The sequence below is a fragment of the Actinoplanes sp. NPDC051475 genome, assembly GCF_040689425.1.
Classification (GTDB): domain Bacteria; phylum Actinomycetota; class Actinomycetes; order Mycobacteriales; family Micromonosporaceae; genus Actinoplanes.
On the sequence record NZ_JBFAZZ010000012.1, the window covers coordinates 24581 to 37034 of the forward strand.

At 68.9% G+C, this 12454-nt stretch carries 15 protein-coding genes and 1 other RNA gene; 8 read left to right on the forward strand and 8 right to left on the reverse strand.

Going from position 1 to position 12454, the window contains the following annotated elements; genetic code table 11:
* Window positions 1-21: 21 nt before the first annotated feature.
* The 5 genes from AB0368_RS23965 to AB0368_RS23985 all read right to left on the reverse strand — a co-directional run bounded on the left by AB0368_RS23965 (window position 22) and on the right by AB0368_RS23985 (window position 4564).
* Entirely contained in the window at window positions 22-1158 is a 1137-nt protein-coding gene (locus AB0368_RS23965) for a hypothetical protein (RefSeq protein WP_366156183.1), read from the reverse strand.
* A 71-nt stretch (window positions 1159-1229) separates the two neighbouring features.
* Window positions 1230-2144 (reverse strand): serine/threonine dehydratase, encoded by a 915-nt coding sequence (locus AB0368_RS23970; protein WP_366156184.1) that lies wholly within the window; start codon window positions 2142-2144, stop codon window positions 1230-1232.
* Window positions 2145-2178: 34 nt separating this feature from the next.
* Window positions 2179-3240, reverse strand: coding sequence for a type I glyceraldehyde-3-phosphate dehydrogenase (locus AB0368_RS23975; RefSeq protein WP_366156185.1), 1062 nt, complete (start codon window positions 3238-3240; stop codon window positions 2179-2181).
* Window positions 3241-3889: 649 nt separating this feature from the next.
* Window positions 3890-4246 carry a hypothetical protein gene (locus AB0368_RS23980; RefSeq protein ID WP_366156186.1) on the reverse strand — a complete coding sequence of 119 codons (357 nt, stop codon included), beginning with the start codon at window positions 4244-4246 and terminating at the stop codon, window positions 3890-3892.
* 87 nt (window positions 4247-4333) lie between these two features.
* Window positions 4334-4564: a hypothetical protein gene (locus tag AB0368_RS23985; RefSeq protein WP_366156187.1), complete on the reverse strand. Its 231-nt coding sequence runs from the start codon at window positions 4562-4564 to the stop codon at window positions 4334-4336.
* Between the two features lie 81 nt (window positions 4565-4645).
* Between AB0368_RS23985 and AB0368_RS23990 the strand changes: the two genes are divergently transcribed.
* The 6 genes from AB0368_RS23990 to AB0368_RS24015 all read left to right on the forward strand — a co-directional run bounded on the left by AB0368_RS23990 (window position 4646) and on the right by AB0368_RS24015 (window position 8615).
* Window positions 4646-5089 carry a MarR family transcriptional regulator gene (locus AB0368_RS23990; RefSeq protein ID WP_366156188.1) on the forward strand — a complete coding sequence of 148 codons (444 nt, stop codon included), beginning with the start codon at window positions 4646-4648 and terminating at the stop codon, window positions 5087-5089.
* Window positions 5090-5186: 97 nt separating this feature from the next.
* The gene (locus tag AB0368_RS23995; protein WP_366156189.1) at window positions 5187-5576 is read left to right on the forward strand and encodes a hypothetical protein; all 390 of its coding nucleotides are present in this window, start codon (window positions 5187-5189) and stop codon (window positions 5574-5576) included.
* Complete coding sequence (locus AB0368_RS24000; protein ID WP_366156190.1) at window positions 5573-6622, forward strand: hypothetical protein; 1050 nt, start codon at window positions 5573-5575, stop codon at window positions 6620-6622. Before AB0368_RS23995 ends, AB0368_RS24000 begins: the two co-directional genes overlap by 4 nt.
* A gap of 89 nt (window positions 6623-6711) precedes the next feature.
* Window positions 6712-7134 carry a hypothetical protein gene (locus tag AB0368_RS24005; RefSeq protein WP_366156191.1) on the forward strand — a complete coding sequence of 141 codons (423 nt, stop codon included), beginning with the start codon at window positions 6712-6714 and terminating at the stop codon, window positions 7132-7134.
* 402 nt (window positions 7135-7536) lie between these two features.
* Window positions 7537-8142 (forward strand): hypothetical protein, encoded by a 606-nt coding sequence (locus AB0368_RS24010; RefSeq protein ID WP_366156192.1) that lies wholly within the window; start codon window positions 7537-7539, stop codon window positions 8140-8142.
* Complete coding sequence (locus tag AB0368_RS24015; protein WP_366156193.1) at window positions 8136-8615, forward strand: hypothetical protein; 480 nt, start codon at window positions 8136-8138, stop codon at window positions 8613-8615. The genes AB0368_RS24010 and AB0368_RS24015 overlap by 7 nt, the downstream gene beginning before the upstream one ends.
* Window positions 8616-8697: 82 nt before the next feature.
* Here the strand turns inward: AB0368_RS24015 and rnpB are convergent.
* Window positions 8698-9098: RNase P RNA component class A (gene rnpB, locus AB0368_RS24020), an RNA gene on the reverse strand.
* Between the two features lie 92 nt (window positions 9099-9190).
* On the opposite strand from rnpB, the gene AB0368_RS24025 reads away from it, so the two are divergent.
* Together AB0368_RS24025 and AB0368_RS24030 are read left to right on the forward strand one after the other, a co-directional pair.
* Window positions 9191-9943 carry a sulfite exporter TauE/SafE family protein gene (locus AB0368_RS24025; RefSeq protein WP_366156194.1) on the forward strand — a complete coding sequence of 251 codons (753 nt, stop codon included), beginning with the start codon at window positions 9191-9193 and terminating at the stop codon, window positions 9941-9943.
* Window positions 9944-9983: 40 nt separating this feature from the next.
* Entirely contained in the window at window positions 9984-10445 is a 462-nt protein-coding gene (locus AB0368_RS24030) for a MarR family transcriptional regulator (protein ID WP_366156195.1), read from the forward strand.
* Between the two features lie 19 nt (window positions 10446-10464).
* Here the strand turns inward: AB0368_RS24030 and mctP are convergent, their stop codons facing one another.
* Window positions 10465-12111: a monocarboxylate uptake permease MctP gene (gene mctP, locus AB0368_RS24035; protein WP_366156196.1), complete on the reverse strand. Its 1647-nt coding sequence runs from the start codon at window positions 12109-12111 to the stop codon at window positions 10465-10467.
* The gene (locus AB0368_RS24040; protein WP_366156197.1) at window positions 12104-12340 is read right to left on the reverse strand and encodes a DUF3311 domain-containing protein; all 237 of its coding nucleotides are present in this window, start codon (window positions 12338-12340) and stop codon (window positions 12104-12106) included. The genes mctP and AB0368_RS24040 overlap by 8 nt, the downstream gene beginning before the upstream one ends.
* Window positions 12341-12454: the final 114 nt, after the last annotated feature.

The following is a 12454-nucleotide window of genomic DNA, read 5'->3' on the forward strand; positions in this document are numbered from 1 at the left end:
TCACAACGGATCAAAATCCGGTCAGGAAACCGCGACCGGCTGCCGCACCTCGTTGCCCTCGATCCGGTCCTTCACCTCGAGATCGAGCTCCGAGATGCGATCGGTACGGTTCGGCAGGAGGTTCGTGACCAGGACGAGCAGGCAGCCGATGCCGGCGTAGAGGGCGAGCACGCCCAGGTGCCCCGCGACCGGCGCGTCCGGGAAATAGAGGTCGTCGCGGACCGCCTGCACACCTGCGCCCGTCGGCAGGTTCTCGCCGACCACGCGGCCGAACGGGGGCAGGAACTCCGGAAGGATGCTGGCGCCGCTGATCACCGTACCGATGGTGAAGTAGACGCCGCCGAGTAGCGCACCGCCCGGGCCAAGGAGGGCGACCGCGCCCGCGGTCGACGCGGTGATGGCGAGCGAGACCAGCGCGAAGATGCCCAGCATCACGGGTTGATTCGCGTCGGTCCCGACCCCGAACCAGCTCATCGACCAGAGCACCACCGCGGCCGAGCCGAGGGCGTACACGAACAGGGTGGCCAGGTGGCCCAGCCCGCGCCTCCAGGACCGCCGCGTGCGCGGGATCAGCCGGCCGAGCCCGACGGAGGCGATGGTGCCGCCCAGGGCCAGCGCCTGGGTGAGGAAGCCCAGGGACGCGCCGTTGACGTCGTCGGCCGGCAGCGGCACTACATCCGTGATCGGCGGCGGCGTGGCGAGTGCCTGCGCCTGGGCGATCGAGATCGTGCCGGCCTGCCGGGCCAGGGCCGCGAGCTGCTGGGCGTTCTGCTGCGCGATGACACTCGTGTACGTGTTCCGCAGCAGGCTCGCCGCCGCCGTACCCGCGGCGCCGGCCACGTACAGATGCGGTTGCGCGGCGGTCACGTCGACCCCGCCGTACACCTCGCGGCGTTTGATCGCCTTGCGCATCTCGGCGGGTGCGGGGTAGATGGTCACCTCGAAAACCCCGTCCCGCTCGAGCAGGTCGAGAATCGCGGCCTGCTTGCTCACCGGCGACACGAGGCCCACGGGTATGTCGTGGGGTGTCGCCTTGTGGCCCATGCCGAGGTAGTAGGCCGTCAGGGCGAGCTGCACCAGCGCGCCGGCGAGGCAGACCACCACAGCGAACCGGCGAAACTGGCTCACCGATTTGATCTGGTCGTCCCCATCCGTCATACCTTCAGCATCGCGGACGTCGCGGGTGGGCCGCAGGAGATCGTCGGATCATGGCCGCCCGAGGGCCGCGGTCAGGCGAGGTCGGCCGGATCGGTGTTGGCGCCGCACAGCAGCACGATCACGCGTTCGCCCGGCTCGGGGACGTACGCGCCGGAGTCGAGGGCGGCGCGGGCGGCGGCCGTACCGTTCTCCACCGCCAAGCGATAGTCGTCCCAGAGCCGGCGGCGAGCCTCGACGATGGCCTGGTCCTCCACCAGCACCGAGGTGAGCCCCACCTCGACCGCGGTCGCGAAGGCGATCTCCCCGACCCGGCGCGCGCCCAGCGAGTCGGCGGCGACGCCGGAGACCGGCACGTCCACCGGCTCACCGGCCGCCAGCGCGGCATGCAGCGCCTGCGCCGTCCGCGGCTCCACGGCGACGACCTTGGCCCGGCCGTGCAGGGCCGCGGCGACACCGGCGATCAGGCCGCCGCCACCGACGGCGACCAGCACCGTGTCGAAGCCGTCCGGCAGCTGGTCCAGCAACTCGAGCCCGAGGGTGCCGTTGCCGGCCACCATGTCGGGGTCGTCGTACGCGTGGCAGAAGAGTGCCCCGGTCCGATCGGCCTGCACGACGGCGGCGGCGTAAGCCTCCGCGTACTCGCCGCCGGCCTGGGTGACGTGGGCACCGAGCTTGGCCAGCTTCGCGACCTTGACCGCCGGGGCCGTGACGGGCACGTAGATCTCGGCGGCCACCCCCACCTCCCGGGCGGCGTACGCGGCCGCCAGCCCGGCATTCCCCCCGGACGCGGCGATGATGCCGGACGCCGGCAGCCCCCGCTCGGCAGCGACGAGGATCTTGTTGAGCATCCCCCGGGTCTTGAAGGACCCGGCGTGCTGCACCAGCTCGAGCTTGTAGCCGACGGAACCGTCCATGAGGACCGGGGTCCGCCGCACCCGGCCGCCGATGCGCCGGGCCGCGGCTTCGATCGCTTCGCGGGGTGTCACCGACCCGTTCTACACCACCGCCCGCCCAGCCGGGTCAAGCCACGGCGGTCTTGTACATCAGGCCCGCCGGCACGGGCTCACGCTCCCCCACCAGGCGGGCCAGGTCGAGCAGCCGGTGCGAGAAGCCCCACTCGTTGTCGAACCAGCCGCGCACCTTCACGCCGCCGTCCGCCGTCGTCTGGGTGCCGGACGGGTCGAACAGGCAGGACGCCGGGTTGTCGCGTACGTCGATCGAGACGGTCGGGTCGGGCTCGTAGTCGATGAGGCCGCGCATCGGGCCGGCCGCCGCCTCCGCGATCGCCCGGTTCACCTCCTCGGCGGCGACCGGTCGGTCGGTGAACCCGCCCAGCTCGGCGAGCGACCCGATCGGCGTGGGCACGCAGTAGTAGCTGTAGCGGACCTCCCCCAGCCGCGGCAGGGCGACACTGACCAGGTCACCGGCGACGTGGTCGTGCGGGATGATGCTCTCGGCGGTGGCCCGGCCCAGCCGCGGGTCGTCGCGCGACGTGCCGGACGAGGCGTCCTGCACCCGCTGCCAGCCCTGGATCGCGAGCACCACCGAGGTCTGCACGCTGCGCAGGCCGAACCGGTCGAGCAGCACCTTGGCCATCACCGACAGCGCGTTCACCCCGCAGGACGCGGGCGAGACCACGTCGTGGTGCGCCGGGTCGTACGTGTCGTGGTTGACCCCGTAGACCAGCACCGCATCGGGATCCGTGGCGGAAGCGCTGATCACCACCTTGCGGGCGCCCCCCTGCGTGATGTGCGCGCGGGCGACGTCGCCGTTGCGGAACCGCCCGGTCGCCTCGATCACCACGTCGACGCCGGCGTCACCCCACGGGATGCGACCCGGCTGCGCCTCCTGGTATGTCCACACGGGACGATCGTCGACGATGAGCTGCCCGCCGACGGCATGCACGGAGCCGGCGAATCGGCCGCGTAAGCTGTCGCGTTTCAGCGCGTATGCCAATCGGTCCGGCGGCGCGATGTCATTAATGGCAGTAACAGTGATTCCCGAGGCCGGAGCGCTGCTGATGATGCGCATGACCGAGCGACCGATCCGGCCGAAACCGTTGATGCCGATCCTGACACTCACCAAGCACTCCTCGCGGCCGGTCCAACATCCTGCTACTCACTCGCGACGGTACTGCCAGATTAGCCAGCAAGCACGCGCCGTTACATATCAGACACTATGAGTGTGCAAGTTGCACGTCAACCGAAGCGGCCGGAGGCGATGATCACCGGCACACCCCGTGGGGTCGATGCATCGGCGCCCCACTTTACTCATGCCGCCGTCCTCTCAGGAGGGCCGGTCCAAGCTGCTGTTTTACGCCGCACGCGGGATTCGGCGCCAGCGAGCGAGCCCGGCGGCTGAGTACCGGACCGACCCCTCGTCGACCGGCCACCGCTCATCGCGATCCGGCTACCCAAGCCATCCGGCAGGCCGGCGCACCGGCGGCATCATCGCAGCTCAATCCCATTAGCCGACGCCATTGTGGAACTCTCGGCGGACCTTTCCGATCGAGCCGCGTTTCCACGGCACACCCCGGATGACGACCATTCTTTCCCAGGGCCGCCGGGACCGGCACGGAAGAATCCGGGACCACCCCCGAGCGGCGCCGGGCGAGAATCGCGGAACGCGCTATCCGATTCACGAAAACTTAATGGACGATGTCACGCGGGGCCATTCGCACGCCGAGGGTTCAGAACACGCGCCCGGTGCACAAACCGACCGGTCCAGCCCATCAGACCAGGACGGTCAGCGACTCGACCCCGTCGGCGGTGAAGTAGTAGACCGCGTGCCCCTGATTCCGGACCAGCAGCCGCCCCACCTGCTCCCGCCGGTCCCACGGCGACGGCACGATCACCGGGGAGTGCCCTTTGTGGAGGCCTTCCACGTACAAATTCATGATCGTCGTATCGCCGCCCCAGTCCCGCAACCGGCAATGCCCGGGATGCCGCGGGCGCGCCTCGACCGGCCGGAACCCGGCGGCACGCAACGCCGCGATCGCCGCCTCCGCGCTGCGCCGATCAGGAAGGAGCCCCGCCACGGCGTCCACCGGGCGGGCGAGAAACTCGGCGCTTTGCTGCGGGACCGTCATATCGCCTCCTGCGCAACGACTTGCCCGCAGGTTAGGTCGGGGTGCCGCGGCCCGGAACGAGCGAGCCGGATGCCCGACAGAAATGCATCATCGAGTGGTCGGCCGGCGCCCCTCCCGGTCGAGCCGCTTGCGCTCGCGCTGCTCCCGGGTGAACGCCTTCCGCGCCTCGAGGTCCCGCTTCCACTGCTCCCGCGCCGGCTGCTCACACCCGTGCACGGCATTCGCGGTCTGCGCCGGTCCGATCATCGACCGGAAGAACCAGTCGTGGAAGGTCTCGTGAAACCAGCGCGCGAACCGCCCCGGGCCGATCTTCGCCATGACGGATGCCACTCCCTTGGTGTACAAAACATTGGTACCCCAACTATTGGTAGTCTAGCGGCCGACCTGAGGAGAACAACAGTGAGTGACTCACCCGACACCGACCTCCTGGCCCTGGAGGAACAGGTCTGCTTCGCCCTCTCCGTTGCAGCACGCGGCGTCGTGGCCGTCTACCGCCCGATCCTGGAACCCATGGGCCTCACCCACCCCCAGTACCTGGTGATGCTGGCGCTGTGGCAGTACGCGCCGCTGTCGGTGCGCCGGCTGAGCGAGCTGCTGCAACTCGACCCGGGAACCCTGTCACCGCTGCTCAAACGGCTCGAGGCGAGCGGCTACCTGCGCCGCGAGCGGGACCGCTCCGACGAGCGGAGCCTGGCCATCACGCTGACGCCGGAGGGCAGGAAGCTGCGGGACCGCGCGGAGAAGATCCCGCGGGCGGTGGTGGAGCGGCTCGGCATGCCGATCGAGGAGCTGAGAAGCCTCCACGCGGCCCTCACCCAGGTCATCGCCGCGGCAAAACCGTAACTGCTGGTCACGGCTTCTTCACATTCCATTCCTACCGCTCCCGCTGTGAGCAGGTCGGGGGTCGCGGCAACGTGCGCTTCGCTGTAACACTGCTTCAATGATCAACTGGGAGCGGGAGCTGGCGGAGCTCCGGCGGCGGGTGGATGAACACGTCTACGAGTCCGAGCGGGCCGTCGAACAGTGGCGGCAGCGGGCGGAAGAACGACTCGCGGACGCCGACAGCGCGCTCTTCGACGAGCCGGTCGGGCTGACGACCGTTCCCCGTGATGCTCCTGAGCAGTTCCGTGACGTCGTCGCCAAGTTCGAATCCGGCGAGTTGGACTGGAAGACCGTCATGTCGGGCGCGACCGAGGACGAGGGCGGCCGTGCCGTCTCGATGTGGATGGATCGGCGCCTGCAGCACCTGGAGGATGCCGGCCGGTTCGTGCGGCGAGGCATAACCATGGAGGAGGCCTACGCCGAGACCGCCGGGCAGGTGGGCCCGTGAGCATCCAGGTCGAGACTTCGTTCCTGCGCGGCTACGCCGATCGGATCGAGGCCAACTGTGACTCCGCTTTGGCCGAGATGGCGAAGTACGTGCAGGCTCACTGTCTGGACTTCGAAGGGCTGGACGGCACGCTCACCCCCGCGCGGCCGGCGCTCACATCGGTGGCCGAGTCGACGCTGGACCTGATCGCGGCGGCGCAACGGGGCCTGCGGAGAACGGCTACGGATCTTCGCCGGTCTGCCGACGACTACGACCGGGCCGACTGGACGGCGGCGGAGACGCAATGGTCGGTAGCGTCCGAGTGGAGCGTCCCGTATGACTGGCGTGAGATCGACGTGCAGACGTCGCCCGCCGGAGGCGCCGGCGGCGCGGTCCTGACATTGATGGCGCCGCCGTACACGCGCGAAGTCAGCGAAGCCGAGGACAACCTGAAGAGTTCGTTCGGCACCGTCAACAACATGATCGAGAAGCTGACCGGGTACGACATCCTCGGCGCCGTCATGCCGCTCCTGTTCGGAGACTGGGGCGGTCTCAAGCGCATCGCTCGTGCCTACGGCGAACTGGAAGCCGCCTGGCGGGGCGTGGCTGCCGACTTGAACGACGGCATGGATGCACTGTCGGACCACTGGGATTCCAGCGGTTCCGGCACGATCGGCGCCTCCCAGGCGTTCGACTATCACATCCGATCACGCTGGATGGCCGCGTTCGAGGCGCTCGCGCAGATGGCGGACACAATGCAGCAGATGTGCGAGTCGATGGCCGCCCAGTACGAGCACACCGTCAAAGGCCTGCTGTACACGCTGACCTTCTACATGTCCCGGATCAGCAAGGGCCTGGGGAAGATCATGGTGGCCACGAACTGGGCAAAGCTGGCCACGGCGCTCTATGGTGTCGTCTCGTCGCTGTACGACCTGGTCGTGGACGGCGTCAAGCTGGCGGTGGAACAGGTCCAGATGTTCATCGAAGGCTTCGAGATGATGTCGGCGACCACGGTCGTGCTGCGCCACCAGATGAACGGCGACTTCGACGCCCTCAAGGCCGGGTGAGTGAGATGAAGGTACGAGCGGCGGACGGTCGTCAGTGGCGGGTATTCCGCCGACGACTGGCGTGGCGCCCCCGGCTACCGCGGTGGGTCGTGGAGTGGTGGCCGGAAGGCTGGCCCGACGACAACATCATCGGCCTCATCGTCGGCGTGTACGCGACCACCCTCCTGGCGATCATGTCGCCCTTCCTGGTGTGGTACCTGCTGTCCTGGCTGGCATGCCTCGTCGTCACCCCGGTCGCCTGGCTGGCCCGGTCGACGCTCGGCCGCCCCAGCCCCGTGATCGCCCACTGGGAGGAGAACCCGTGGGCAGAGTGGTCAGGCAGCGCGGATGGCCGACAGGCAGCCGACGAGCTGGTGCAGCGCGTAGCCGCCGAAGTGGCACAGTTCGCGGCTCCGCGTTCACTGACAGCGCCGCGCACCGAGCTGATCGAGCTCACGACAGTGCGCGAGACGCCGATCGTCGAACGGATCGCCGCGCGCTGGCGGAGCCGCCGGACCGGCCCGAACAGCTAGCCGAATCATGCTTGATCGCATGACGACCCCACCGGCTGCACGGCGACGCAACCTTGTTCTGGCGGGACTCACGGGAGTTCTGATTCTGATCGAGGGTGCTCCAGCGACTACTGGAACGACGTCGAAGACATCGACATCATCTCCAGCGCAGGCTGGATCGTGCGGGCCTGGACCGGCGGCGTGCCGCGCTGGGCATGGGGAGCATCACAGATAGGCCAGTTCGGCGCCGTGCCGTTCGCCAGCGTCCACGACGACCCAGCTAAGGACACACCCCGGCGGGTATACGACGGCTACCGCCAGATGCGCACCGCCTGGAGAACTGGACGCGACCGAATCACCCACGGCGAGTAAACAGAGGTCCACAGACGTCTACGGCTCGTCGTCGCGCCGGATGCTTGGCTGATGACCCGTATCCGGGGCGGACCTGTCCGCCACCGCGGCCTCCCGGTCCTTGCAGGCAGCGCGACGGTGGTCGGCGGCGCGGCGCAGATGGTCTTCGCGGTCACCGCCACCGAGATCGGCTATCCGCTCATGCAACGCAGCGGCGCGCTCGTGTGCGTGCGCCGCGGCTTCATGAGCCACAGCGGCCCGTTCGGCCGCCACGCCGGCCGCTCGACGGGCTCGCTGAAGGATCTCGCGCGCGATCCGTACTTGCTCAGCACCCGAGCCCCTCGCCTCACCGATGTAGGCGTCAGTCTCCTTGCGCCGCCGCGCCAGCTCGTCCATGCGTTCCTGGAGTTCAGCACGCCGACGGCCGGACGCCATGCGGTGCTCGCTACGGTCGGCGGCATCCTCGCCCACACCGGCCAGCGTAGCTTTGGCTCCAGTCAGCTGGGCGGTTGCCGACTGCCGAGACACCACCAAGCCTCCGGCGGGCGGGGCCTCCGGCCGTACGACCCCGAGCAGCGGGAAGGCGAAGCCTGCGCGACGGGATGCGTTCAGCCGTGCACACCATCCCTGTGGGCCTCCCGTGGAAACGCGCTACACGGTGAAAGATCGGCGTGGTGAAACCGAAGCCGGAGATGCAGCGCTTGGCGGGCAAGTTCGCCTTCCTCTTCACGGGCGTGTATCTGATCATCCTGTTGTCGGCCGTCGTGACGACGGCGTCCGGGGAACCGATCCCGCTGGTGGGGTGGCCGCTGTTGCTTCTGCCCGCCGCCGCGTTCGTACCCTCGTGCATCGAGGGCGTGCGGCTGCACCGCACCACGGACGCCGCGCTGTCAGGCCGGGATGCGGTGGCGGAGTCTGGGCATGGCGGTGATCGGGCTGGCGCTGGCCGTCGCGGCTGTGCTGATAGTGGGAAGCATCGAGGGGCCATGACATTCGAAGTCGACCCCGCGGCGCTGCGTGTGGCCGCAGCGAAGATCGGGGACACCTGCGGGTCGCCGAGGCGGCGAAGAGCTATGTGTTGCAGCACGGTGGCTTCAGCCTTCACGAGGCAGGCCTCATCGGGAACCTTGCCCCTGGCCACCGCAACCTGATGGCGGACCTGGATCAGATGCTGACCCCCGGGCGACTCCGGGATGCCCGGCCAAGCGTTCTCGCAGCTCAGCGCGTGGGCGACGGACGAGTCGGCCTGTACGCCGGATTTTGTCCGCGGCGATCTCTCGCCGGGGGCGGTCATCCATCTCGGCCTACCGTTGCCGGCAGGCTCTTGCGGCCTACCCGCAGGCTCGGGCGAGCAGCCCTCGAACGCCTGCGCCGGCCCGGTGTCCGGGGACTCCGGGCCTTTCTTGGCCTTGCTCCGGGTGGGGTTTACCGAGCCACCCCGGTCACCCGGGGTGCTGGTGGGCTCTTACCCCACCGTTTCACCCTTACCGGCTCGAAGCCGGCGGTCTGTTCTCTGTGGCACTTTCCCGCGGGTCACCCCGGGTTGCCGTTAGCAACCACCCTGCTCTGCGGAGTCCGGACGTTCCTCGGCGGCACCCGCTCGCGGGTACCGACGCGACCGCCCGGCCGACTCGTCCGTCGCCGTCCCATGGTACGGCAGCATCGGATCGTCGATCTCCAGGGCACGGCACCGGGGCGTGGAGCGGGAACGTAGATTCGTCGCATCATGGATGTCGGACATGTTCTCCTGCTGGTCGCCGCGGGTCTTGCCGCCGGGGTGGTCAATGCCGTCGCCGGCGGGGGCTCGCTGATCACTTTTCCGAGTCTGCTCGGTGCCGGGCTGCCCTCCGTCGACGCCAATGTCACCAATTCCGTGTCCGTGTTTCCCGGGTACGTCTCCAGCGTCGCCGGGAGCAGGGCCGATCTCGCCGGTCAGGGGCGGCGGCTGGCGGCGATCGTGCCGACGAGTGTGGTGGGGGCTGTCGCGGGGTGTGCGTTGCTGCTGGGGACTCCGGCGCGGGCGTTCGAGGTCATCGTGCCGTTTCTGGTGCTGGGGGCGGCCGCCACGCTGGCGTTCCAGGATCGGTTGCGGGCGCTGGTCGGGCATCGCAGTGCCGATCGGCGGGGGGCTCTTCAGGTCGTCGTCTTCGTCGGTGCCGTGTACGGCGGGTACTTCGGCGCCGCGCTCGGGGTGATGTACGTGGCCGCACTCGCCCTCGTGCTGGATGAGACGCTGAACCGGATCAACGCGCTGAAGAATGCGCTGTCCGCGTGCGTCGGGCTGGTGACCGTCGTGGTCTTCGCGTTCTTCGCGCCGATCCACTGGGGTGCGGTGCTGGTGGTCGCGCCTGCGACGGTGGTCGGCGGGTACGTGGGTGCGCGGGTCGCTCGCAGGCTGCCGGGCAGGGTGTTGAAGGGTCTCATCGTGACGTTCGGGGTGACCATCGGGATGGTGCTGTTGTGGCGTGCCTTCGCGTGACGCCCGGGCGGGCACAATACGAACGACGAGGAAAGGGCACATGGTGAGGGACGAGGCGGCGCTCGGCACGATCGAGACCCAGGTCGCGATGCTGATCCGGTTGGGCGAGGCGACCCGGCGCAGTTCGCCCCGGCCGCACCGGGCGCTGGACCGGGCCGCGTACGTGATCCTGCGCCTGCTGCAGGAGTCGGGGCCGCAGAACGTCTCGGCCGTCGCCAACCGGCTCAACCTGGACGGCTCGACGGTCACCCGGCAGGTCAGCGCGATGCACCGGGACGGCCTGGTGCATCGCAGCCCCGACCCGGAGGACGGGCGGGGCACGGTCATCGCCGCTACCGAGCGGGGGCTCACCCAGGTCGACGCGGTGAGCCGGGCCCGCCGCGAGCTCTACGACACGATGCTGAAGGACTGGACGTCGCAGGAGCGCAAGGAGCTCGCCGCGGTGCTGGAGCGGCTGACGCGCGACATGGACACGCACATCAAGGGCCGCGGCCCCCGGTAGAAGGGGCCGCGGCAACAACTCAGGTCGACGAGGCGATGGTGTCCGGCGTGGTACGGGCCTTGTCGAGGCGCGGATCGTCCTCGTCGGCGAAGTAGTCGCTCGGCGCCGTACCGTCCATGCCCTCCGGGGTTTTGGCCGCCCGCAGGATGAGCGTCCCGATCACCGCGACCAGGAGGTTGACCGCCACCGCCACGAAGCCCACGTAGATCGTCTTCTTGGTGTCGAAGCCGAACTCGGACAGCGGGAACGCCGAGCCGCCGAAGTGCTTGCGGCCGGTCGCCGCGTTGGGGATCTGGTAGAGCATCCACATGCCCAGGCCCATGCCCGCGATCCAGCCGGCGATGAGCCCGCCGCGGTGCAGCCAGCGGGTGTAGAGGCCGAGGGCGACGGCCGGCCCCGTCTGCAGGATGATGATGCCGCCGATGAGCTGCAGGTCGATGGAGAACTGTGGGTCGAGGAAGATGATGCAGGCGACCGCACCGACCTTGACGACCAGCGACGTGATCTTGGAGACGTTCGCCTCCTGCGCGTGGGTCGCGTCCTTCTTGATGTACTCCTTGTAGATGTTGCGGGTGAACAGGTTCGCCGCCGCGATCGACATGATCGCCGCCGGGACCAGGGCGCCGATGCCGATGGCCGCGAACGCGATGCCCGCGAACCACGCCGGGAACTGCTGGTCGAACAGCAGCGGCACGACGGTGTTGCTGTCCACGCTGCCGGCCTTGCTGCCGGGCAGCGGCTTCACTCCGGCCGAGATGGCCATGTACCCGAGCAGGGCGATCAGACCGAGCAGGAAACTGTACGCGGGCAGCGCCGACATGTTCCGCTTGATGACGTTGCGGTTCTTGCTGGCAAGCACGCCGGTGATGCTGTGCGGGTACAGGAACAACGCCAGGGCCGAACCGAGCGCCAGCGTGACGTACTGGACTTGGTTGTTGGCGTTGAGCGTAATGCCGTCGCCCGGGGAAGGGGACGCCTGGAACTTGGCGTTGGCGTCGTCGAAGATGCTGCCCCAGCCGCCGAGCTTGTACGGCAGATACAGCACCGCCACGATGATCACGATGTAGATCAGCGTGTCCTTGACGAACGCGATCAGCGCCGGTGCCCGCAGCCCCGACTGGTACGTGTACGCCGCCAGGATCGCGAATGCCACGATGATCGGCGCGTGGCGGGCCAGCGCGCTCTCGCCGGTGACCCCCATCGTCTTGAGTACGGACTCGATCCCGACCAGCTGCAGCGCGATGTACGGCATGGTCGCCACGATCCCGGTGATCGCCACCAGCAGCGCCAGCGTCGGCGAGTCGAACCGGGTGCGCACGAAGTCGGCCGGCGTCACGAAGCCGTGCCGGTGCGACACCGACCAGAGCCGGATGAGGATCAGGAAGAACAGCGGGTAGATGATCACGGTGTACGGCACCGCGAAGAACCCGGCCGCACCTGCGCCGAAGATCAGCGCGGGGACCGCCACGAAGGTGTACGCGGTGTAGAGGTCGCCGCCCACCAGGAACCAGGTGATCCAGCCGCCGAAGCTGCGGCCGCCGAGGCCCCATTCGTCGAGGTGTGCCATGTCCTTGGGTGCGCGCCACCGGGCCGCGACGAAGCCCATGCCACTGACGAGCAGGAACAGCAGCGAGAAGACGATGATCTCGGTGATGTGGTCACTCATCGCCGGCCTCCCGCGGCGCCGGCCGGCGGGTCATCACGTAGACGGCGGACGTGGTGGCCACGCCGAGGATGATGAACGCGAACTGCACCCAGTAGAACGCCGGGAAGCCGAGGAACCGGGGCTTGTCGTGGTTGTACAACGGGACCAGCAGCGGCACGACGATCGGAATGATGAGCAGCCAGTTCCACGGGCTGCGGTCACTGCGCGGAGCACGGGTCTGTTCAGTCATGGTGACACCTCCTCGTCGCCGGTATTCACGGCCATCGGCCGCAGGTTACCGAGAGGCTTCGCACCGAGGTCAGCCCCGAGATCATGATGCGCCGAACGGCAAGGGTGGTGCGCC